This is a genomic window from Hyphomonas sp. CY54-11-8 (assembly GCF_000682735.1).
Classification (GTDB): Bacteria; Pseudomonadota; Alphaproteobacteria; order Caulobacterales; family Hyphomonadaceae; genus Hyphomonas.
Genome location: NZ_AWFD01000002.1, coordinates 128,517 through 151,376, shown reverse-complemented (window position 1 = coordinate 151,376; position 22,860 = coordinate 128,517). Strand labels below are relative to the sequence as shown.

Sequence of the window (22,860 nt, the reverse complement as noted above, 5' to 3'; positions counted from 1 at the left end):
ACAAACCGCCCCGGAACGCAAATTCCGGGGCGGTTTTCTTTTGTGGCATTCTCCGGTACCGCGCATTCAAGGCGGCAGGCTTTTTGCTTTATTGTCGTTGAGCCTGCGGGCAGGAGCGAAAAATGCCAGTCTCAAGTAACTCTTCTCGCAGAAAACTGCTTGTTGCCTCGGCGACGTACAAGCGCAACGAATTGCTCGATGGCTTGTTGAAAAGCCTGCGAGACGTACAAATTCCTGACGGGGTTGATGTCGAGTTTCTCATTATCGACAATGAGACAAGTGGAGGTGCGCGGCCCGTCGTAGAGAAGTGGCAAAGCCAGTTCGAAGTTCCACTGCATTACGAAATTGAAGAGGCCCCCGGGGTGACTCATGTGCGTAACCGGGCGCTGGCCGCCGCGGCGGAATTCGATTTCCTCGCGTTCATTGATGATGACGAGTTTGCTTCCCCTGAATGGCTTGTCGCGCTCGTTGAACGTTATGACGCCCGTCCATCCGCAGCCGTATTCGGTCCGGTGCAGTCTGTTTATTCGGCAATAGCTCCGGAATGGATCCGCGATTGGGGTGTACATGGTACGCCGATGGAAACAGATGAAGATCAAACCAAGCCTGGTGCGACCTGCAATTGCCTTATCGAGATGAAAACCGTTTCCGAGCTGAGCCTGACATTTGAGCCGCGCATGTCCCTGTTAGGCGGAGAAGATACTCTGTTCTTCACACGGATGCTGGATGCCGGACGGCGACTGACGCGGGCGAAAGACGCTTTGGTTTATGAACATGTTCCAGATAGCCGGGCGAATTCTCGCTGGCTGATGCGCCGCTGGTACCGGACAGGGATCAGCGATGCCTTGATTGCGGGACGGAACGTCTCACCCTTCTTGTCGCGTCTGCGGGCGCTCTTCCATGGTGTCGCACGCGTTGTTGTGGGTGCTGTTCTCGTTGCGCTCGTCTGGCTCGTCACGCTTGGCAGAAACCCACGTAAGGTGTTGGAACGCTGTTACACAGTCTGCCGAGGTGCGGGCATGATCTCGTTTGCGACCGGCCGGATGTATGAGGAATACGGCAGGGCGAGTTAGCGGACGTCCACTGTATTATCTTCTGTCTTCGGCGTACCGGGTGAGAACTTCAGACCCAGCTGACCGCTGCGGCGCCAGACGACCTCACAGGCCAGCTGGATGTCGTTTGTTCCGCCTAATGGCGAAACGGCCAGTATTGCCGGGCCTAGTGGAACTTCATTATCCGGGCAGGAAAGGCTTGCACCTGCGGCGGACCAATCGATCATCGCGGCATGAATCCAGGTCCTGTATCCATTGGGCCTTAGGCGAGTGCTACGGATTGTGCGGTGCCGGCGGTAACCCCGCCGGGGATCAAGAGCTGTCATGGTAAATCCAGGGTTCTGTTGTTGTCTCTATGCACAACGGAACCAAATGGTTCGGAAAAAAATCAGTCGAGTTCCGACAGTCGGCTGACGACTTCTTCCGCGATGGCGAGAGAACTGGTCAGGCCAGGGGATTCAATTCCGAACAAATGGACCAGTCCGGCATGACCGTGATGTTCGGGACCATCGATACGAAAATCAGCTGCTTGTTCACCAGGTGATGAGAGCTTTGGGCGGCAACCGGAATAATCCGCAGCAATCGCGCCGTCGGGCAATCCCGGCCAGTATTGGCGAACGGCATCGTAGAAATCATCGGCCCGGCTGAGGTCGACAGTGAAGTCGATCCGGTCCGGATCATCATGTTCGAGCCATTCTACATCGGGGCCGAAGCGCATGCGGCCGCCGAGGTCCAGCGTAATGTGAACGCCAAGACCGCCTTCCACGGGTGCCGGATAGATCAGTCGCTGGAACGCCGGCCTGGCAAGGCAGCTGAAATAATTGCCCTTGGCGAGCGTGAAGAAAGGGATGAGATCGGGATGGTAACCCTTCATCTGCCGGGCAACCCGCACGGCGTGCAGGCCGGCGCTGTTTATTAGAATCCGTGTGACGATGTCGGCCGGTTCTGTACCACCCACGCCCAGAAGGAATCGTCCATCTGGCAGGATTTCTGCTGTCTCAACTGGCGCGCCGACGACGACCGAACCGCCATGATCTTCAAGGTCGCCCTGGAGCGAGAGCATGTAGCCGTGACTGTCGAGTATGCCGGTTTCTTCGGACAGAACTGCGGCCGAGCAGGTCAGGTTCGGCTCCAGCGCCATGGCTTCTGACCCTGTCAGAAAACGGAGCCCTTCCACGTCATTCCGTATTCCCTGATCGAAAAGCGCCTGCATGCGCGGTATCTGTGCGTCAGTCGTTCCCACGATCAGCTTGCCTGTTTTGCGGTGGGGAACGCCGCGCTCCGCCAACCACTGATACAGCCGCCGACGGCCAGCTACGCATAGCTGATGGCGCAGGGATCCGGTTGGATAATACAGCCCGGCATGAATGACTTCGCTGTTGCGGGCCGAGGTGCCAGTTCCGATACTGAGTGCACTTTCCAGAACCAGTGTTTCTTTACCGGCACGGGCCAAAGCCGCGCCGCAGGCAAGCCCGACCGCACCAGCTCCGATTACGATGGCTTCGGTTTCTATCAATGGCGCTGTACCTTGGTGCCGAAGGCTGGCGCGCTCCGGTCCTGTTTTGCTATCTTGTGTTGTATTTCATGCATATTGAAGACCAATTCAGCGCCAATCCGGCGCAAGTTTCATTGTGAAACGATACGTACTGTCAGTACTGGAAACCAAATCCAAACCACTTGCCCCGAATTTGCATATTGTGCCCGTTGAGAACAGGTAAGTCAGAACTTATGCCGGCAGAGCCCGCCTCAAATACGTATGACGAGACAAAGGTCGCGATCATTATTCCGCTTTACAACGATGAAGCGAATATTGCGCGCGCGTTGGAAAGTGCGGTTGCGCAGAAACCGCCTGAAGGGATTCGATTCGAGATACTGGTCGTAGATGACGGGTCGCAGGACGCCGGTCCGGAGATTGCCGAGGACTATGCCCGTCGATTCGACAATGTGACCTTTCTGAAAATGGTGCAGAACGGCGGCCCGGCGGCTGCTAGAAACCGGGCTTTGCGGGAAACGGATGCGGGCTGGTTCACGCCCTTCGACAGCGATGACTTCATGTTACCGGAACGGGTTGAATCATTGCTGGAGAAAGCGCGCGAAGGCGGATTTGATATTGTTGCCGACAATCTGTTGATAAGCTCAACCAGCGCGCCGGAGACTGTAACCCGACACTTGTGGCCTGAGAAACCACCGGGGGACGTCCCGCTGACCGCAGAATTGTTTGTTAATCGTTCCTACGCGGTCGAGATGGAGCGCTCGGAACTTGGTTTTCTTAAACCACTGATCCGGCGCGGTGCGGCGGCGGCGGGATCCGAGCCCTACAAATCGGACATTCGGTTCGGCGAAGACTTCGAGCTGTATGCGCGTTTGCTGGTCGGCGGCGCAAGGGCTGTCCTGACGGATCCGATGGGATATGTTTTCGTGGTTCGGGACGGATCGGCATCTCACAGACAAGGCGCAAGTGACCACCGGAAGCTGGCTCTTATGGGGCGCAATTTCCTCAAGTGTGAAGGGCTCGCCCCGGCCGAGCGCGCCGCGTTTGCCGGCTATACACGGTATTGCGAGAAGGAATGGGCTGCCTGGACAGCGATTGCGGCCGTACGTGCCAAGAACCCGATCGGACTCTTGAGAGCTTTCATGATTTCTGTCCCCGCAAGCCTTCATGTCGCAGGCAATCTGCTTAAGGCGGTCGGAAACAAGATTAGCGGAAACGGCGGTCCGGCCAGGCATTCAGCCTGACGCAATCGTCCTCCGGGCGCAGGGAAACCGTCTTGAGGCGTTTTCGACGAGCCACACGAACTGTGTTCGGGGCATTCTGTCTCAAAATTAGTCACCTGCCGGGACAAAGTTAATTTTGTGAGTTTGAAGCGACGCCGCTTGAAAAGGTACGCGCAACAGGGGAGGTTGGCAGGAAAACTCGCCGAAACGGCTAGTTCTCGTGTATCTAAAGGTTAACAGCCTCCTGAAACCTTGCAGGTCAATGGTATGACACTTGCAAAATGATTGAGGTAAACGGCGAACAGAGCGGTCATCCGGCGCAATTTGTGAGGGAACTCAGACACATGAACCACGTAAAAAAACTTTGCCTTCTCACGGTTGCAGGTGGCAGCCTCGTTGCGGGAACCGCGATGGCGCAGGGGCAAGGGGCTGACAATTACTACAGCAGAAACAAGTACGAAGCCGTAAAAGATCGCCGCCAGCCGGAGTTCGATCCGGAGCCTCTTCGTCTTGGTACCTTCCTGGTGGATGCGACCGCAGTCCTCGGTGCGACCTACAATTCGAATGTCTATGCACAGGACACCAACGAAGAATCTGACGTCATCGTCCGCATTGGCGGCGAGGCAGTGGGGCGGACGGATTGGAATGTCCATCAGGTCGGTTTCGACGTATCCGCGTATCAGAACGAATATCTCGACCTGTCAGACGAATCCGCGCCGTCACTTTATGCTGGCGTGAATGGCCGGCTCGATGTGACTCGGGATTTCTCGCTTGGTGCACGCGCATTTGCCGATCAATCGGTGCTGCAACGCTATGATCCGGCTGGACTCGGCGGACTGGAAAAGCCGATCGAGTACACCGCCGCTGGCGCAGAAGTGAGTGCCAATTACGCGAATGACCGGTTTCGTTGGGCCAATGCGGTTGGCGTTCGAGACTACAATTATAAAGACGGTCGTATCATTGGGTCTGGTGCCGTGTCGGATCAGGATTTCCGTGACAACGAAGATACCTACGCTCGCTCACGCCTGACATACGCGGTGTCACCTGACCTGGCGGTATTCGTTCAGGGAACGGCTCACGACACTTCTTTTGATACCACGCAAATTATTGGCGGCTTGCCGCGCAGCCGTGATTCCAAAGGATATACGATCGCTGCTGGTGTGGATTTTGAGCTTCAGTCCCTGATCCGCGGTGATGTTGCGCTCGGCTATCTCAATGAAGACAAGAAAGACAACTATTTCTCGGATGTGGATGGTGTTTCTGTCGATGGTCGGATTCAGTGGTTCCCGTCACGCCTGACGACAGTGACCTTCACGGGCAGCCGGCGCGTTTCGGACACTGGTATCTTTGAAGCGCCGAGTGCGCTCGCGACGAATTACGGTGCTGAAATTGATCATGAGCTTCGCCGGAATCTCATCTTGTCAGCGCAGGTCACTTTCTCCGACTTCGACTATCAGGAAATCGACCGCACTGACGAGATCACAAACTATCGTGTGGCGGCGACTTACAAGATGAACAAGCGTCTCCACATCGATGCCTTTGCACGGCACCTGGACTGGGATTCCAACGGAGCAAACGTCGCATTCGTGCCATCGTATGGAATCGACATGGTCGGCGTCGAGTTTCGTTTCCACCCCTAAGCAATTGCGGACTAATCCGCGCCTTCAGCTCACTCCAATCATCGGTACAGTGTTTTGACTAAGAGTTTCAGCTTCGAACTACCTTCACAGATGACCGGCCATGATGCGCCGGCCGGTGAGGACACATCCTTTGACCTGAAGTCTCTGGTCGGCATTGTTTATCGCCGGTTCTGGCTGATCATGACCGGTTTTCTGGTCGTGTTTCTGGCAGTTGCCTACATCACGTTCACAGCGACACCGATCTACAAGGCGTCGACGACAATTCAGCTGGGCGCCAACCAGGAAAACGTTATCGATCTTGGAAGTGTGTTGGGCGGTATTGTTGCCAACACTGCGGTCATTGATACCGAAGTGATGGTGATCAGCTCCAAGTCCCTTCTGACCAAAGTTGCGGAGCGTCAGAAACTCATCGAGGACCCGGAATTCAACTGGACCCTCGTTGAGCACAAACCGGGCCTGATCGATGGTTTGACAAGACCCATCAAGAAAAGCCTTGGTATGCGGACGGAGCGGGTTGACCCATATGCAGGCCTCAGCGCTGAAGAGCGTGAAGCCGCCATCATGTCCTCGGTGGTCCAGGCACTGACGAACCGGGTCAGCGTATCTCGTGTGGGAACAACCTACCTGCTGACTGTTACTGTCGTGTCGACGTCCCCTGAGACGGCAGCTCGATTGGCGAACGCCGTTGCAGACCAATACCGCGTGCAGCAGTTGGATACGAAGCTGGATGCAACCCGCCGCGCCACGGAATGGTTGGGTGAACGAGTTTCCGGTCTGCGCGATGAAGTGGCGGAAAAGGAAAACCGCGTGGAGCTGTATCGGGCACAGAATGGCCTGGACACTGCGATGGGTACCACGTTGGCGGAACAAAAAATTGCCGACCTGACCAAGCAGAAAACTCAGCTCGATTTCGATCTAAGCCAAGCCCGGGCCCGTTATGAGAACATGCGCCGGCAGATCGATTCCGGTGCCGGTGTTGATGGCATCAGTGAAGTGCTCGATTCTCCATTGATTTCCCGTCTCAAGGAACAGCTTTCTACACTGCGTGGGCGTGTGGCAGAACTGGAGACAAAACTCGGTCCTCAGCACCCTGAACTGATTGGCGCCCGGAACGAGGTGCGTGACGTCGAGCGTCAATTGACGGGGGAAGTGAACCGTATTGCTGGTAACCTTGAAAGCGAGGTCAAGGCGAAACAGGACCAGGTCAATGCGATCCAGGCCCGTATCAATCAAGCCAACGCCCAACTGCGCGACAACTCCATCGCGAGCGTCCGGCTGCGTGAGCTTGAACGTGATGCAGAAACCAGCCGAGTACTCTACGAAGAATTCATTGCGCGTTCCAAAGAGACCAGTGTTCAGGACGATCTCGTCCAGGCTGACGCAGTTATTCTGTCTGCGGCCTCCGTGCCAAACAGTCCGGCCGCGCCAAAGAAGCGGCTGAACCTGCTGATCGGAGCCATCCTTGGCGCAGCGATTGGTGCGGCGATGGCGATCATCGCAGAGATGTTCGATGCTAAAATCAGTTCGACGGAAGACATTGAACGCAAGCTTGGTGTGTCTGCCATTGGTTCCGTGCCGCTGATCCGGGCTTCCAGCCTGTTCGGCCTTGGCCAGACGAACCCTGCGGACTACCTGGTGGAAAATCCACTATCAGCGTACGCGGAAAGTGTTCGCTATCTCAGGGCCGCAATCGCGTTCTCGGACCTTGATAGCGAGACCAAGACGGTGGCGATTACCTCGTCCCTGCCAGATGAAGGCAAGACCAGTCTCACGCTGAGCCTCGGTCGCATGTCAGCTATGTCCGGTTCGCGCACGATTGTGATCGACGGTGACTTTCGCCGGCGACAATTGACGGAAGCGGCAGGCATGTCGCCGGAGATCGGGTTTATCGAACATCTGTTTGGCGCCGGTCAGCTATCGGATGCGATCCAGAAGGACAGCAAGACGATGCTGGATGTCCTTCCGCTATCCCAGTCCGGCCATACGCCGCATGATGTCTTTGGTACCCGCGCCTTTGATGATTTGCTTTCCCGCCTGCGGTCGATGTACGACCTGATCCTGATCGATACGGGCCCGCTGCTTCTAATGGCCGAGGCCCGCGTGGTTGCAGGTAAGGTTGATAAAACGATCCTGATGGTGCGCTGGCGTCATTCGACCCGCGCTGCCGTGAAGCAATCGCTGAACCTGCTGCGCTCGTTCAATGCGGACGTACTCGGCGCAACGCTCAATATGGTTGACCTGAACCGCCGTCGTCATCACCGAGACCCAGGTGCCAGCTACAAAGCCTACCGCAAATACTACCAGATGGAGAGCAAGAAGTCCGTGTTCGGCTTTGACCTCAATGGTGCTGGTAAACGGAAAAAAGGCGGAAATCGGCCTGTGGCCATGCAAACGCCTCCGGAGAAGGCCAAGGGCACGAAAGAAGAAGAAGTCCCTGTGGGATTTGAATAAACCGGCACGAAGCGAGACGGTTCCATGTCAGGAAATGCGCGGATCGCGAAACCATCCATGGAGCGCGAGGCCGTGAAGGGCTCGCGGCCGTTGCGTGTCGCATATTTCGGCCATGACGCTGGTGACGCCGCGATCCGACGCCGCGTGCGGGGATTCGAAGACGATGGCGTAACCGTCACGGGTTTCATGATGCGCCGTGGCGATGTTCAGCCGACAGAGTGGAAGAATATCGATCTCGGCCTGACGGCAGACGGCGCGTTCCTTCAGAGGATTCGGCAGGTCTTTTCCGGGGCTGCAATAGCAGCTGCGCAAATGGAAGACCTGGCAAAGGCGGATGTTATTGTTGCGCGCAATCTGGATATGCTCGCGTGCGCTTTCCTGGCCAAGCATAAGGCGGGACTTGATACCCCGGTGATTTACGAGTCACTGGACATACACCGTCTCTTGTGCCGGCAGGATCTGATCGGCAAGGCACTGCGCCGGCTGGAACGCAGTCTTCTACGGCGAACAATAGGCCTGATCGTCAGTTCACCTGCATTCCTGCGAAACCATTTCGAGCGATATTATCCAGGTCAGTACCGGGCCTTTCTCGTAGAGAACCGCCTCGCAGCGGGAGCAGAGTACGGGCCACGGCCGGTTCCTGAAGCGCCTGCGGCTGACCGGCCAATGCGCCTCGGGTGGGTTGGTGTCCTGCGGTGCCAACGTTCTTTCGATATGCTCTGCGGTCTGGCAGACCAGTTTCCGGATACGCTGGAAATCCACCTTTATGGGGTTCCGGCCAGGCGCGAAATCCCGGTGTTTGAGCCGGAAGTCTCAAAACATCCAAACATGGTCTATCATGGGCGCTACAAGTCACCGGAAGACCTGTCGGAATTGTATGGTCATCTCGATTTGGTTTGGGCAGGGGATTTCATGGAGGCGGGCTTCAATTCCGTCTGGTTGCTGCCAAATCGCATCTACGAAGGCGGATACTATTGTGTTCCCGGTATTGCCCCCGTTGGGACCGAAACCGCTCAATGGATCTCCCGGCATCGAGGCGGTTTTGAAGTTGCTGAGCCACTTGAAACGACACTGCCATCACTGATTTCCCGCCTCGCGAATGAGCCGAGCGGGATTTTCGCCTGCGCCGGTGCCCTTGCGAAGTGTCCTGTGGAAGATTTTGTTCAACCGCCGGGCTTTTTGTCAGACCTTCTTGGTGAAGTTCTTTCGGAAGGGGCGGCGGAATGAATTTCATATCTCGCAAAATGAAAGTGAGTGATCAGACGACTTTGGTATGGGCCAAGGTCTTCTCCGATGAACAGAACTCACCAATATGGCTCCAGGCGCTTGCTACCGGCTGGTTCTTTTCCACCTACATCGAATTTCCCGGCGTTACCGCGGCTCGATATCTGTTGGTTTTAGCCATTTTAGGCTTAGTAGCGATTAAGAGCGCCGTAGTCTTTCCAACGATTATCAGGGCGTGGCCGCTGTTCATGCTGCCAGCTTTCGGTTTGTCCTCGATTCTTTGGTCTCCGTATCCATCGGAAGCACTCAAGCTGGCAGCCTATTACATTCTGACTCCATTGATGATGGTGACGATTGTGTCATTGATGGATGCCCGCAGGGTTATGCGGTGTCTGATGTTCGCAGGATGGATTGCAGCCTTCATGGTGCTGAAGGAATTCCAGAACATTCAGTATGGCGGACCGTATCCATCCAAGAATTATGTCGCCTTGCAGATGAACTTTATGATGCTGCTTTCTCTGGCGGCTGCATTGAACAAAAAGGAACTTGTATGGGTCCGGGTTGCCGCCATTCCTTTTATTCTCATGGGGGCGGTTTTTGTCTATTCGGCCAATTCTGCGACCAATCTCGTGGCCGGGGCCGGAGGAATTGTCGGAATGTTGGCTCTGAGGTTCCTCTGGATCGATATGGGGCGGGTCAAGTATGCGCGTAGCCTTTTGCTATCGGCGGGTATCGTTCTTATCCTTGTCGTTGCCACGATCGCACTGGCGATGCCGGAAGAAGATTTTCTAGGGGACTTTCTTCAGGCTGTCGGCAAGGATTCTACCTTTAGCGGTCGGAAAGCGATCTGGGCTGCTGGGCGCGTGATTCAGGACCAGCATCCGATTACGGGCACTGGCCTCGCAGGGTTTTGGCAGTACGACAATGGTGCTGCACAATCGATCAACTTCTATGACTTCAAGCCCTACGGAACAAAATTGTCGTTCCATAACGCTTACATGGAAGTGCGTGTTCATCTGGGTTATGTCGGTTGGACTCTCTTCATCGCCACCTGGATGTGGCAAGCTCAGAACGCAATTCGCAATTGGTTATCCTCTAAAGACCTCGAAGCGACGGCCTTGTTGCTACTGTTGGGGATCGTCTTCGTGATGAGTTTCACAGAATCGACTCCATGGGGCGTGTTTAACACTCCAGTCAATGTTATGATTCTGGCATCGATTTCGGCCTTCACCGCGGGACGTCGAAAGTTCGAAGGATACATTCCGGTCCGTGTGACGGGATCCGATGCGAACAAGTACGTTCGTAAGCGCACCTGAAACGCAAGAATGTATGGCTGCACGAGGATTTCCTATAGCGGCGTAAGCCTCCCGTAACCGGCATTCAACTACTAAGGGTCGGCCGGCGATGTCGCGTATTTGATCCGGTGACGAATTGGCTTGAACATTGCAGGAATTCGCGGGGCAAGAGAGCAGGAGCATGCGGTCCGAAATGAGAGACAAAGTATTTCTGTTCTACGACGGTTATGAGCGGACAGCAGATGAAGCGCTCGGTCCGATGTTGAAGGGCGAGGTCCGCAGACACGCAAGGTATGCGTGGAGGAAGCTGCGCGGCCGGCAAGTCAGAACAGGATTCTATACTTGGTTCTTCATGCTCAAAGAAGCGCTTGAGACCGCAGGTGTCGAAGTTCACGTTAACAATTTCAGATTGGCGCGGAAGTATCCCGATCAGCCAATCGGCGTTCTTGGCTACCCCAGTGTAATCCCGAAAGTCGACGCACTGCCGAACCCAAGATTATTGGGGCCGGGGCTTTACGACATTCCCAATGAAAGCACCGCTCTGCTTTCAGACCCAAGAAACAAAGTCTACCTGCAAACGTGTGAGTGGACCAGGAACATGTTTGAGCCGATGTGGGGCGACAAACTCGCTCTCTGGTTCGGCGGCTTCGATATTACAAGGTTCCCGGACTCTGCCCGCAGTCCCAAGACTTTCGATGTACTCATCTACGACAAAATATACTTTGATCGGGAGGCAAATTATTCTCGTTTGATTGCGCCGCTCATAGAGCGTCTGGAGCGCGAGGGATTGACTTACACAGTCATCCGCTACGGTGAATATGCTTATGACGACTATATCGACAAATTGAAGCGAAGCCGTTCTATGGCTTTTTTCGCGCACTCAGAAACTCAAGGTATGGCGTATCAGGAATGTCTGGCGATGAATGTGCCGGTTTTTGCCTGGGATGAGGGCATCTGGCCCAATCCGAAGGCAGCGGAAGTGTCGGATGAACCTGTTCCGTGTACCTCTACGCCATATTTCGACTCGCGTTGCGGACTGCATTTTAAGGCAGAGAACCTCGAGACAAAGTGGATTGATTTCTGGTCGGCCCGGGAGAATTTCAATCCCCGAAAATTTGTCGAAGAGACGTTGAACTTTGAGAATTCTGCAAAGAATTACTTGCAAGCTTATGCGCGGGCCGGAATGGCAGGCGCGGATCAGTCAACTGAATATGCTTAAAGGCGATTGAAAATGGACTTTACTTTGGAACGACAGGTGCTCGTCACCGGCGGCGCTGGCTTTCTCGGCTCGCACCTCTGCGATCGTCTGATTGAACGTGGGGAAGATGTGGTTTGCCTTGATAACTTCTTCACTGGGGCAAAACGGAATGTTCAGCATCTGCTCGACCACCCGAATTTCGAATTGATGCGTCACGATGTGACTTTCCCACTCTATATTGAAGTTGACGCGATCTATAATCTGGCTTGTCCGGCTTCCCCGATTCATTATCAGCACGATCCCGTGGCGACGACCAAGACCAGTGTGCATGGCGCGATCAACATGCTCGGACTGGCTAAACGCCTGGGGGCTCCCATTTTTCAGGCTTCGACTTCGGAAGTCTATGGGGATCCTATCGTACATCCGCAGACAGAGGAATACTGGGGGAACGTGAACCCGATTGGACCGCGGTCCTGTTATGACGAGGGGAAGCGCTGCGCTGAAACGCTCTTCTTTGATTACCATCGCCAACATGGGTTGGAAATCAAGGTCGCCCGGATCTTCAATACCTATGGTCCCCGCATGCATCCGAGAGATGGCCGGGTCGTCTCGAACTTCATTGTCCAGGCGCTGAAGGGAGAGGACATCACGATTTACGGAGATGGCGACCAGACGCGGTCGTTCTGCTACGTCGATGATCTGATCGACGGTTTTCTGCGCCTCATGAGTACGCCCAAGGAAACAACAGGTCCGATCAATATCGGGAATCCAAAAGAATTCACCATTCGGGAGCTTGCCGAGACTGTTATTGATCTGACCGGGACATCCTCCAAGCTTATCAGTCTGCCGCTGCCGGCGGACGATCCCAAACAGCGTCAGCCAGATATCTCAAAGGCGGTTGAGCAGCTGGGCTGGAAGCCGAAGGTTGAGCTTCGTGAGGGTCTGACGAAGACAATCGCCTACTTTGATGATCTCCTGAGAGAGACCAAAGAACTGGTTTAGTCTGACAGACAGACTGCAACTTGCGTTACGGCTTGAGGCAGAAAAACATTTTGTGAGGGCCTCACCCAATCGGGTGGGGCCCTTTTCGCTGACAATCCAGCCTTGTGAGGTCCGGTCTTTGGTATCGTCTCGGCTTCGGTGGCGAACCTTTCTCAGGGAGTGGCAAAGGTTAAGGATATGACAACCACAACAGGCACTCCTTGTGGCCCCATTCCTGACAAGGTTGGAACCATAACTTCTGTCATGAGTTTCGTGGAAGGAGCGGATTTAACGCGCTTTTAAGAGTTTGAGGGACTGATACGTGCTGATGAGCAATGCCAGTTCTTCTGTGCCAGGGAGCAGACCTGTGGTCGATATTGCGAATGCCACCATTGCGCATCGCGGCTGGGACGCCGGTATCCAGACCGAGAAGGAAACCTATGACAAATGGCCTGTCTGGGCACGTCTCCTGATCATCGTTGGATTGAGCGCTCTGCTGTGGGCAGGCATTATCAGCTCAGCGGTCGCATTGTTCGGTTAAGATTGTAAAAGCCACCCAAAACAAAGAGCCCCGGTGATCGCACCGGGGCTCTTTGTTTATGAGCGAGAAGTTTGTCGCTGGGGATTAACGAGCGCCGCGCGACATCAGAACGGCTGGCACCGTGCGCAGCATGATCATGATATCGCTGACAAAAGTGCGGGTGCGGGCGTATTTGGCGTCCAGCTGTACGCGCTCTTCGTAAGTGGTGTCGCTGCGGCCTTCGACCTGCCACAGGCCGGTCAGGCCCGGGCGGACAGCGCAGTAGTCCCTGTAGAACTCGCCATATTTGGCAATCTCGTTTTCAACGATCGGGCGCGGACCGACCAGCGACATGTCTCCACGAAGGATATTCACGAGCTGTGGCAATTCATCGATCGACGTCTTGCGGATGAAATGACCCAGTGGCGTGATGCGCGGATCGTTCACGAGTTTCTGCGTCGCTTCCCATTCGGCGCGGGCTGCAGGATCGGTCGCCAGGATCTCCCGAAGGCGGTCATCGGCATTTGCGACCATGGAGCGGAGTTTGAAACATTTGAAGGTGCGCCCGTTCCGACCGTAACGCTTCTGGGCGTAAACGGCGGGGCCACCATCCTGCATGCGAATGAGGATGCCCACGACAAGCAGGAGCGGGAACACAAACACAAGCGCGACGCTCGCGATGATGATGTCGAGAATACGTTTGGCACTCGTATTCTCCTGATACTCTGCGCGATCGAGGCGCGTCGAAGAGTATGCGGCCGTTTCCGCGTGACGTGATTGATTTGTTAGTCTCAGACCCATAACTGTCCCCGGAACTCTACCGAACGGCGTAAGAAATCTTCCCGGAATTCCTCACGCCCAAGCCAACAGTCGTTAACTTTGAGAGCAAGGAAACCTTTATTTCATTTGGGGACGTTTGCAATCTGTATACCGGGATTAGCCCAAATATTTGAGGGTTTTTCCCGAAATTCGCCTGCTAGGCGAAGTATTTTTCAAGTAATCGGCAGGCAGCGGGCATTTATTAATCACAACGCGTCGTTTTCGGGGCTTTGAGGGATTCGCGTGTGCCAGAACGTGTCACGTGCGTGCCAATTCGATACGAAAAAAAAGCGGCAGTGCCATTGAGCACTGCCGCTTTGATTCGGGGTGTGGTCTGTCGCCAGAGCGATCAGAAGACGCGGTCTTTAATGCGAATTGTGTCGCCAGGCTGAACCATGGTTGACGTGGTCAGTTCAATTGCCTGCTCTTCGTGCGAGTTGACGCTCTTGATGTACACGACGTTTTTCTTGGCGCGGTAGGTCCAACCACCAGCGGCGGCAACGGCATTCACGACAGTCAGTCCGGACGTGTATGGATACTCTCCAGGACGGTTTACTTCGCCGAGAATATAGTAGGGACGATAGTTGATGACTTCTGCGCTGACCCGCGGGTTCAGGACGTAGTCACCTTCCAGCATCTCCACGATGCGCTTCTCGAGTTGCGGTGTGGTGAGGCCAAGGGCTTCGACCTGGCCGATCAGCGGCATGGAGATGGAGCCAGTGCCATCGACTTCAAACTGGCCGGAAAGGTCAGGCTGGCCGAATACTGTGATCCGGAGCTGGTCTCCGTTGCCAAGCGTGTAGGCGCTTATTGCCTGCTGCTGCACCACGCGTTCTCCAGAAACGGGGCTTGGTGCGGAAGGGACCGCGGATTCACAGGCGGCAACAACCAGAAGCAGGCTGCCCAGAACGGCTGTGACGAGGGGGCGCAGGAAATTCATCGTCTCTTTTCTCCCAGATTAGGCGTGTCTGCTGCTTAGCAAGACCTATTCCAGAGTTTCAGGTGGAAATGAAGGAAACTTCATCCCTGAACAGCCGAACAGCAGAAAGTTTCCCGCTGATGAACGCACCGGTATCAAGGCCAATCCGCCGATCGTCGCGAAATACGTCGTCGGTCGGCGTGTGGCCATGCACGACAACCTGAGGAAACTGTTCCTCCGCGTCCAGGAACTCTTCACGGATCCACAGCATGTCCCGCACGGTCTGGTTTTCGAGCATTTCTCCCGGGCGCAGGCCAGCATGCACGAACAGGTAGTCTCCGGTCACATAGTAGTGCTGGAGGTTCTGGTAGAATTTCAGATGTTGCTCAGGCAGGCGATTGCGGAACTCGGTCCAGACTTTGTCCCAGGCGCGCTGATACGCTTGCATGGCGTCATGGGACTGCATCGCAGCGCGAGCATTTTGAGGTGGCTGCAGGCCATATGAATACAGTGTCTCGGCGCCGCCATAGCGTACCCATTGTTTCCCGAAATTGACGTCATTGAGAAACCGTAGCAGCGCCTCCTCGTGATTTCCCATCAGGAAGACCCGTTCGAATGCCTTCATCCGGTCGCTGATGAGGAAGTCTATCACGTCTTTGGATTGAAGGCCGCGATCGATGTAATCTCCAAGAAATACAAGGACTCTTTTCGTGCCTTCTGGCAGGGATTGGGAATCTTCGTCAATTTGTTCGACGAGCTTTTCAAGAAGGTCTCGCCGACCGTGAACATCTCCGATTGCGTAGACGCATTGTCCATCAGGAGCGGCAGACTGGCGTGTGACGGCAACCGGTGTTTGTTCCTGCGCCTCCTCCTCCACCTGAGGGGACGTGAGACCGATGCCCCGGCGGATGCGCGCGCGCAAAGATGTCGCTGATCGGGTCAGGTTGCTGATCCGTTGCAGGAAACTTTGCCGGGTCTGGTCGGTCATTTTGCTCATCTGGGTGTAAGTATTAACAACTACTTATAACGACTTCTGGTCTGAAACCAATCGATGCGGGCGATTCAGCGCCTAGTTCCGGCTATCGCTTCATTAAGAAAACCCGCCGCCCAGCTCATGTGCATGGTGCCCGAAATCAGGCCGGCGAGGAGACCGCACGGAGACCTTTTCCAGACTGCGACGGCCATCGAAGCGGCCGCCAGGACGCCGATGTAACCAAGTGGCAGAATGAGGGCGGGCAGGAAAACGGGTGACGCCAAGAAGCCCCCAGCGCTCGCCAGAAGGGCGAAGATGGGAAGCGCCTGACGGATCTTGAGACGCTGGCCATGCTTGCGAACGTTGCGGGCACGGCCTTTACCATAATTGAAGTATTGCTTCGCCAGGCGGCCAACCGAACCGCGCGGGATGTAGCGGATGCGGATATCAGAATCGAGGAAGATTTTACCGCCTGCCTGAACCACGCGTTCATCATATTCGGCGTCCTCGTTGTGGGAGAAGGTCTCATCATATCCGCCGATCTGGCGGTACATATTGATGTTGAAGCCGGCATGGTGCCCATGGTCGACATAGCCGGATGTCTTGCCTCCGCGATGAACAGAACCTCCGGAACCAAGCGGCGTATCAACGATCCAGGCATTGGCACGTTCGAAACACGTATCACCAACCGCATCCATTGGGATGACGACTGAAGCCGCACCGGTGGCCTCGAGCGCTTTTGCGACGGATAGGATAAAATCAGCAGGGTAAATCGAGTGCGCGTCGCATCGGACAACGTACTACGTAACTGGTGTGCTTGCGTCCAGAACAGCCAGATTCATGGCGGCCGCCTGCAATCTTTTCGGATTGTGGATCAGCTGCAGGTTCGGGAATTCCGATTTCAGGTGCTCGACGATCTCAACGGTTTTGTCGGTACTGCCGCCATCGGCCACGACCAGCGGGATGTCGCGAAGCCGGGCATCGCCCCGCATCAGCGAGCGAATGCAGGTCTCGATATGGCGTTCTTCGTTAAGCGTTGGAATTACAGCCAGAATCGAGGCGGGCGCCGGTTCCGGCGCTTCGTTTTGTTCGATTTCAGCCATTGCATGCGCACCCATGGCGACCTCTGATGAATGTTTTCACCTGTGAAGGGAGCAAATTCCATTCCAGACGGCTGAAGGGAAGCTGAGGCGATGGCATCCCTAACGTCAATCTTGCCGCGCTGGCCGAACCCCATATGGTGGGACAAAACAGGAGGAATTGGGAAACATGATCGGCGTCGTAGCAAAACTAACCATCCAGTCTGGCAAAGAGTCGGAATTCGAACAGGTCGGCAAGGACCTGATGGCAAAGGTGAAGGCAAATGAGCCTGGCTGCCTGACCTACCAGCTCTACAAGTCGAAGAAAGAACCGAACGTCTATATCTTCATGGAACAATATGCTTCCGAAGAGGCGTTGAAATCCCACGGGCAGACCGAATATTTCAAGGCTGCCGGCCCAGCGCTGGGTGCGTGTCTCGCTGGAGCTCCTGACGTCCAGTATTTCGATATCGTCGAATAGGGGACGGGCGGCCATGGATCTCTCGCTCTCGCCCGCCGACCTGAAATTCCAGAAAGAGGTGCGCGACTGGATTGACGTCAATTTTGACGCTGACCTGCGCGCCCGGATGGCACTGTCCAAGAATGGCTATGTCGACAAGGCAAGCCAGGTGGCCTGGCAGAAGAAGCTGGCATCCAACGGATGGATCGCGCCGAACTGGCCGAAGCAATATGGCGGACCGGGCCTCTCGGCGACCGAGCGCTACATTCTGCATTCCGAACTGTCCGGCGCCGGCACGCCGAATGTCGCGCCGTTTGGCGTGTCCATGGTCGCGCCGGTCATCATGGCCTTTGGCAGCGAGGAGCAGAAGAAGAAGCACCTGCCGCCGATCCTCGCGTCTGACCTCTGGTGGTGCCAGGGGTATTCTGAACCGGGCTCGGGGTCCGATCTGGCCTCGCTGCAGATGAGTGCGGTCCGCGACGGCGACGATTATGTGCTGAATGGCTCCAAGATATGGACGACGCTGGCCCAGTGGGCCGACATGATCTTCTGCCTGGTACGCACCTCGAAAACGGGAAAGCCGCAGGAAGGGATCAGCTTTATCGTGTTCCCGATGACCTCGCCGGGTATTACCATCCGGCCATTGCCGACGCTGGACGGCCCGGCTGAGGGTCAGCACGAGATCAACCAGGTCTTCTTCGAGAACGTCCGTGTGCCCATCAAGGACGCCCTCATCGGCGAGGAGAACAAGGGCTGGACCTATGCCAAGTACCTGCTGGAATTCGAGCGCGGCAACGCTTATGCGCCGGGGCTGCGCCACATGCTGCGCAAGGCCCGAAAGGTCGCCTCGAAGGAAATCGCCGGAGGGGCGCCGGTGATCCGCGATCCGGATTTTGCCCGCAAGCTGGCCCAGCTGGAGATCCGGATCGATATGCTGGACGCGACCGAGCGGCGGGTGCTGTCGTCCCTGTCGGCTGGTCAGAATGTCGGGCCGGAAAGCTCGATGCTGAAATGTGCCGGGTCTGAAGCACAGCAGGCGATCACCGAACTGGCGCTTGAGGCAGCAGGGTTCTACGCCGCGCCGTTCGTGCAGGACACGATCGCCCTGCTGGAGGCCGGCGGCAATGAAACCTGTCCGACACCTCAGCACGGCCTGGTCGCAGCGCCGAACTATTTCAACTATCGCAAAACGTCCATCTATGCCGGTTCCAACGAAATTCAGCGGAACATCATGGCCAAGATGGTTCTGGGGCTTTAGCGGCCGGCGATGACTGACGCTGTCACCGCAAAGGCCTCCGGGCCGAGCCTGCCAACCCGGCTTGCGTTCGGGTTTGGCGGCGCGGCCGAAGGGATCAAGAACAACGGGTTCGAATACTTCCTGCTGTTCTTCTACAGCCAGATTCTGGGTGTTCCTGCGGCGATGGTTTTCCTCGCCCTGATGATCGCGCTGGTCGTCGATGCCATGTCCGATCCAATCGTCGGGTATTGGTCAGACAATATACGCACCCGTATCGGCCGGCGGCATCCTTTCATGTATGCGGCGCTCCTTCCGGTCGGGCTGACTTACTACCTCGCCTGGAACCCGCCTGAAGGCCTGTCGACAAACGGCTTGTTTGTCTGGCTTCTGGTTCTGACAATCAGTGTACGGCTGTCTTTCACGATGTATGAGGTGCCGAGTACGGCGCTGGTTCCGGAGCTGACGCCGGAATATGATGCTCGCACCAGCCTGATGTCGTACCGCTACTTCTTCGCATGGGTTGGCGGTCTTTCCATCCAGATTTTCCTGCTCTTCTTCCTGTTGAAGCCGAGCGAACAGAACCCGTCCGGCTATTTCCATATTCCCGGCTGGCATCTCTATGGTCAGGTCGCAGCCGGTGTCATTCTGCTGGCGGCGGCCGTGTCGACATTCGGCACGCATGCCCGCATACCTCATCTCAAGGCACCGCCCGCGCAAAGGAACCTGACCCTGGGCAAGGTCTTCTCGGAAATCTTCGAGACGATTTCGAACCCGTCGTTCCGGGCCTTGTTCCTGGCCACGCTCTTCGGTCTGCTGGCCTCCGGCGTTTCCGCTTCACTCAACCAGTACATCAATGGCTATTTCTGGGGCTTCACAACGACCCAGACGGCAGGCCTGACAGTCGCTGTGTACATTTCAGCTGTGCTGGCCCTGATCATTGCGCCGATCGCCGGGCGGATGTTCGGAAAGAAACGCGCTGCCCTCTCGATCGGCGTCCTGGCATTCACGATTGCCCCGGCGCCGGTCTTCGCCCGGCTGATCGGGATCATGCCGCCGAACGGCTCGGACGCACTCTATAATATCGTACTCACAATCACGATCTTTGACCTGGCGCTCATCATCGCCACGCAGATGCTTATGGGCTCGATGGTTGCTGACATTGTCGAGGACAGCGAGGTTCAGACGGGCCGACGGTCGGAAGGCATCTTCTATGCCGGGATCAGCTTCATCCGAAAGCTGGCGCAGGCCTCCGGCGTATTCGTCGCGACCGTGGTTCTTACATTTGCCGGTATTCAGGAAGGGGCTCAGCCAGACAAGGTCACCGACAGCTCGTTGACTTCGCTTGGTTGGGGATATGCGGTGACGCTGCTCGCAGCATGGACGCTGATGATGCTCTGCGTGGGCTTCTACCGGATCAGCCGCGAGTCGCATGAAAACAACCTTGCGACACTCGCAGCACGAGGGGCAGAAGAGGCAAGTCACTGAATTTCTGACTGAATTGTCATGAACCGCCGAATTGCCACTCCTTCAGCGCCGCAATAGAGCCATAGACATGATGCACGCTCTTCGCATGACAAGACATGTTTCAAAGTACCTGGTTGTGGCCGGGCTTTGTGTGGTGGCACTTCTGGTGCTGGCGGTTTCACCCCTCATGGCCCATGCCCAGCGATTGCCGGAGACGCGATCCGAGATCGAGCTGACCTTCGCGCCGCTTGTGAAAGAAGTCTCGCCCGCCGTCGTGAACGTCTACACACAGAAGACGGTGAAGACAGGTGTCACGCCGATGGAGATGCTTCTCTATGGCCGCGCTGCGCCGCAAAGCCGGGTTCAGAACTCCCTCGGCTCCGGTGTTGTCGTCCGTGAGGACGGTGTGATTGTCACCAACAACCACGTCGTTGAAGATGCGGATTCATTTCGTGTCGTCCTGAGCGACCGGCGGGAGTATCCGGCGGAGCTGGTTCTGAACGACGAGCGGACAGACCTTGCCGTGCTCAAAATCGATACCGGCGGCGACAAGCTGCCGGTCCTGCACTACGCCGACACGCGAGAGGCGCAGGTGGGCGATCTTGTAATGGCCATCGGCAACCCGTTTGGCGTCGGCCAGACCGTCACCAGCGGCATTATCTCCGCGACGGCCCGTACTGATGTCGGCATCTCCGACTACTCCTTCTTCATTCAGACCGACGCGGCGGTGAATCCTGGTAACTCCGGCGGGGCACTTGTGAATATGAAGGGTCAGCTGGTCGGCGTGAACACAGCGATCTTTTCGCGGGGCGGCGGATCGAATGGCATCGGCTTCGCCATCCCGTCCGAAATGGTCAAGCGCGTTGTCGATGCGGCCATGAATGAAGGTACGTTTGTGCGCCCATGGCTGGGGCTCGCCGCGCAATCGGTCAGTTTCGATATGGCCAAGGCGCAGGGCCTGTCCCGTCCCATCGGCGTGATGGTCACAGAGGTTTACGACGGTGGGCCGGCTGACAAGTCTGGTCTGCGCCGTGGTGATCTGGTCACCGCCATCGATGGCCGGGAAGTGTTCGACGAGAAAGGCCTGAAATTCCTCGCCGCCATCCGGAATCCCGGTGAAAAAGCGCAGCTCAACGTGCTGCGCGGTGGCCGCAATCAGGTGATCGGCGTCAAGGTTGAGCCGCCACCCGGCGCAACGGAGGCTGATATCGTGTTGCTGGAAGGGCAGGATGTTTTCAACGGCGCGCGTGTGGTTGAGCTTTCACCTCGCCTTGCCGAGGAGAACGGGCTGGACCCGTTCCAGAAAGGCTCCGGCATCTATGTCTATTCCGTCGCCCGCCGGTCCGTGGCGCGCAACTATTTCCGTCCGGGCGACATCATTCGTTCCGTCAACGGCAAGCAGACCAAGACCGTGAAAGACCTGGAAGCCGTGCTCAAGGATTCAGATCGAAGCTGGAATATTGAGCTGGACCGCAACGGGCGGACCATCCGGGGGACGGTCCGCCTCTGAATCGCTTCAGTTCGTTTTCGGATGCAGGACCACCGGCAGGTGGGTGTAGCCGAGCACGAAGTTCGACAGGACGCGTTCCGGTTCGCCGACGACTTCGACATTTTCGAAGCGGTTCATGATCTCTTCCCACAGGATTCGCAGCTGCATCTCGGCGACACGGTTGCCCATGCAGCGGTGGATGCCGAAACCAAACGAAACGTGACGGCGGGCATTCTGGCGATCGATCAGGAATTCGTCAGGCCGTTCGATCGCTTCCTCATCGCGGTTGCCGGACACATACCACATCACGACCTTGTCGCCCTTGCGGATCTTTTGCCCGCCAAGTTCCGTATCTTCCGTCGCCACGCGCCGCATATGGGCCAGAGGGGTCTGGTAGCGGATAATCTCTGAGACCATGTTGGGGATCAGCGAAGGGTCCGCTTTCAGTTTGGCGTACTGGTCCGGAAACTTGTTGAGGAAGTAGACGCCGCCGGAGATCGAGTTGCGGGTCGTGTCGTTTCCGCCCACGATCAGCAGCATCAGGTTGCCGAGCAGTTCGATCGGATTGTTGACCATGTCCTTCGTCTTCGGATCATGGGCCAGCAAGGAAATGAAGTCGAACTTTCGCGGCTCTGCGGCGCGTTGGTGCCAAAGCTCAGTGAAGCTGGCGAGGCATTCATTGAGATGCTTCATCCGCCATTCCATGTCTGCGCCGGCGACGCCGACTGCGTCGGATGTGGTTGCGACATCGGACCAGAAGGGCAGCTTGTGCCGGTCTTCAAACGGGTAGTCGAATAACGTCGCGAGCATCTGGGTGGTCAGCTCGATTGAAACACGGTCCACCCAGTTGAATTCCTCACCAACCGGCAAGCTGTCCAGGATATTGCAGACGCGCTGTCGGATCAGGTCTTCCAGTTCCGACAGCTGGCTCGGGGCGACAGCTGGCTGGGCGGCTTTACGCTGGATGTCATGGATCGGCGGATCCATTGCGATGAACATCGGCGGCTGGAAGTCGTCAGACGGGTCGCCAATCACGATGCTGGGGACGGACGAGAACACTTTGTGGTTCGAATCGACCGCAATGATGTCGTTGTATTTCGTGACGGACCAGTAGGCGCCCACGGCACTTTCCGGGCAATAGTGGACCGGGGCTTCCTTGCGCAGTCGTCTGAAATACTCACCCTGTTTGTTTTGCTGGAAGATTTCCGCTTTCGAAACGTCGAAACCTTCAAGGGGAAGGCTCCACGGATCAGGAACTTCCACGTCTATCGACTGCGCTGTGTCGGCCATATTTTCCTCCCAAACAGGCTTTTTCGCCCTTATGGGAAATAGAGTACGTGCGAA

22 protein-coding genes are annotated in these 22,860 nt (G+C 56.3%); 13 read left to right on the top strand and 9 right to left on the bottom strand.

Annotation, left to right across the window (positions count from 1 at the left end):
* Positions 1-122: 122 nt before the first annotated feature.
* A complete protein-coding gene (locus tag HY17_RS04190; protein WP_034762980.1) occupies positions 123-1,073 on the top strand; it encodes a glycosyltransferase family 2 protein in 951 nt (316 codons plus the stop codon).
* On the opposite strand, the gene HY17_RS20675 is transcribed toward HY17_RS04190, so the two are convergent.
* Both HY17_RS20675 and HY17_RS04180 read right to left on the bottom strand, forming a co-directional pair.
* On the bottom strand, positions 1,070-1,378 hold the full coding sequence (locus HY17_RS20675; protein ID WP_081812967.1) for a PilZ domain-containing protein: 309 nt from the start codon (positions 1,376-1,378) through the stop codon (positions 1,070-1,072). The two genes, HY17_RS04190 and HY17_RS20675, sit on opposite strands and share 4 nt — an antisense overlap.
* 62 nt (positions 1,379-1,440) lie before the next feature.
* Positions 1,441-2,568 (bottom strand): NAD(P)/FAD-dependent oxidoreductase, encoded by a 1,128-nt coding sequence (locus tag HY17_RS04180; protein ID WP_034762975.1) that lies wholly within the window; start codon positions 2,566-2,568, stop codon positions 1,441-1,443.
* 212 nt (positions 2,569-2,780) lie between these two features.
* Between HY17_RS04180 and HY17_RS04175 the strand changes: the two genes are divergently transcribed.
* The 3 genes from HY17_RS04175 to HY17_RS04165 all read left to right on the top strand — a co-directional run bounded on the left by HY17_RS04175 (position 2,781) and on the right by HY17_RS04165 (position 7,858).
* Positions 2,781-3,788, top strand: coding sequence for a glycosyltransferase (locus HY17_RS04175; RefSeq protein WP_051599670.1), 1,008 nt, complete (start codon positions 2,781-2,783; stop codon positions 3,786-3,788).
* 260 nt (positions 3,789-4,048) lie between these two features.
* Positions 4,049-5,407 (top strand): outer membrane beta-barrel protein, encoded by a 1,359-nt coding sequence (locus tag HY17_RS04170; RefSeq protein WP_081812966.1) that lies wholly within the window; start codon positions 4,049-4,051, stop codon positions 5,405-5,407.
* 90 nt (positions 5,408-5,497) lie between these two features.
* Entirely contained in the window at positions 5,498-7,858 is a 2,361-nt protein-coding gene (locus tag HY17_RS04165; RefSeq protein ID WP_051599668.1) for a polysaccharide biosynthesis tyrosine autokinase, read from the top strand.
* A gap of 27 nt (positions 7,859-7,885) precedes the next feature.
* Here HY17_RS04165 and HY17_RS20165 read toward each other — a convergent pair whose 3' ends face one another.
* Positions 7,886-8,170 (bottom strand): hypothetical protein, encoded by a 285-nt coding sequence (locus HY17_RS20165; protein WP_146740151.1) that lies wholly within the window; start codon positions 8,168-8,170, stop codon positions 7,886-7,888.
* Here HY17_RS20165 and HY17_RS04160 point away from each other — a divergent pair, their 5' ends adjacent.
* The 5 genes from HY17_RS04160 (at position 8,171) to HY17_RS20160 (ending at position 13,097) form a co-directional block, all read left to right on the top strand.
* Positions 8,171-9,085 carry a glycosyltransferase family 4 protein gene (locus HY17_RS04160; protein WP_146740150.1) on the top strand — a complete coding sequence of 305 codons (915 nt, stop codon included), beginning with the start codon at positions 8,171-8,173 and terminating at the stop codon, positions 9,083-9,085.
* Positions 9,082-10,398, top strand: a complete 1,317-nt coding sequence (locus HY17_RS04155; protein WP_034762969.1) for an O-antigen ligase — start codon at positions 9,082-9,084, stop codon at positions 10,396-10,398. Before HY17_RS04160 ends, HY17_RS04155 begins: the two co-directional genes overlap by 4 nt.
* A 172-nt stretch (positions 10,399-10,570) precedes the next feature.
* Positions 10,571-11,596, top strand: a complete 1,026-nt coding sequence (locus HY17_RS19165) for a glycosyltransferase (RefSeq protein ID WP_146740149.1) — start codon at positions 10,571-10,573, stop codon at positions 11,594-11,596.
* A 12-nt stretch (positions 11,597-11,608) separates the two neighbouring features.
* The gene (locus HY17_RS04145; RefSeq protein WP_034762967.1) at positions 11,609-12,577 is read left to right on the top strand and encodes a UDP-glucuronic acid decarboxylase family protein; all 969 of its coding nucleotides are present in this window, start codon (positions 11,609-11,611) and stop codon (positions 12,575-12,577) included.
* Positions 12,578-12,923: 346 nt separating this feature from the next.
* Positions 12,924-13,097: a hypothetical protein gene (locus HY17_RS20160; protein ID WP_155843520.1), complete on the top strand. Its 174-nt coding sequence runs from the start codon at positions 12,924-12,926 to the stop codon at positions 13,095-13,097.
* Between the two features lie 84 nt (positions 13,098-13,181).
* Here HY17_RS20160 and HY17_RS04140 read toward each other — a convergent pair whose 3' ends face one another.
* The 5 genes from HY17_RS04140 to HY17_RS20485 all read right to left on the bottom strand — a co-directional run bounded on the left by HY17_RS04140 (position 13,182) and on the right by HY17_RS20485 (position 16,905).
* Complete coding sequence (locus HY17_RS04140) at positions 13,182-13,877, bottom strand: sugar transferase (RefSeq protein WP_081812965.1); 696 nt, start codon at positions 13,875-13,877, stop codon at positions 13,182-13,184.
* 367 nt (positions 13,878-14,244) lie between these two features.
* The gene (locus tag HY17_RS04135) at positions 14,245-14,835 is read right to left on the bottom strand and encodes a polysaccharide biosynthesis/export family protein (RefSeq protein WP_034762965.1); all 591 of its coding nucleotides are present in this window, start codon (positions 14,833-14,835) and stop codon (positions 14,245-14,247) included.
* A 58-nt stretch (positions 14,836-14,893) separates the two neighbouring features.
* Positions 14,894-15,802, bottom strand: coding sequence for a metallophosphoesterase family protein (locus HY17_RS04130; protein ID WP_051599661.1), 909 nt, complete (start codon positions 15,800-15,802; stop codon positions 14,894-14,896).
* A 74-nt stretch (positions 15,803-15,876) separates the two neighbouring features.
* Positions 15,877-16,485 carry a hypothetical protein gene (locus HY17_RS20490; protein ID WP_233348622.1) on the bottom strand — a complete coding sequence of 203 codons (609 nt, stop codon included), beginning with the start codon at positions 16,483-16,485 and terminating at the stop codon, positions 15,877-15,879.
* A 102-nt stretch (positions 16,486-16,587) separates the two neighbouring features.
* Positions 16,588-16,905 carry a glycosyltransferase gene (locus HY17_RS20485; protein ID WP_233348621.1) on the bottom strand — a complete coding sequence of 106 codons (318 nt, stop codon included), beginning with the start codon at positions 16,903-16,905 and terminating at the stop codon, positions 16,588-16,590.
* A gap of 151 nt (positions 16,906-17,056) precedes the next feature.
* On the opposite strand from HY17_RS20485, the gene HY17_RS04120 reads away from it, so the two are divergent.
* From HY17_RS04120 to HY17_RS04105, 4 genes are all read left to right on the top strand, one after another.
* Positions 17,057-17,347, top strand: a complete 291-nt coding sequence (locus tag HY17_RS04120; protein WP_034762962.1) for a putative quinol monooxygenase — start codon at positions 17,057-17,059, stop codon at positions 17,345-17,347.
* Between the two features lie 13 nt (positions 17,348-17,360).
* Entirely contained in the window at positions 17,361-18,584 is a 1,224-nt protein-coding gene (locus tag HY17_RS04115) for an acyl-CoA dehydrogenase family protein (protein ID WP_034762959.1), read from the top strand.
* Positions 18,585-18,593: 9 nt separating this feature from the next.
* Positions 18,594-20,048 (top strand): MFS transporter, encoded by a 1,455-nt coding sequence (locus HY17_RS04110; RefSeq protein WP_034762958.1) that lies wholly within the window; start codon positions 18,594-18,596, stop codon positions 20,046-20,048.
* A gap of 67 nt (positions 20,049-20,115) precedes the next feature.
* Complete coding sequence (locus HY17_RS04105; RefSeq protein ID WP_233348617.1) at positions 20,116-21,537, top strand: Do family serine endopeptidase; 1,422 nt, start codon at positions 20,116-20,118, stop codon at positions 21,535-21,537.
* A gap of 6 nt (positions 21,538-21,543) precedes the next feature.
* Here the strand turns inward: HY17_RS04105 and HY17_RS04100 are convergent, their stop codons facing one another.
* Positions 21,544-22,806, bottom strand: coding sequence for a cytochrome P450 (locus tag HY17_RS04100; RefSeq protein ID WP_051599660.1), 1,263 nt, complete (start codon positions 22,804-22,806; stop codon positions 21,544-21,546).
* Positions 22,807-22,860: the final 54 nt, after the last annotated feature.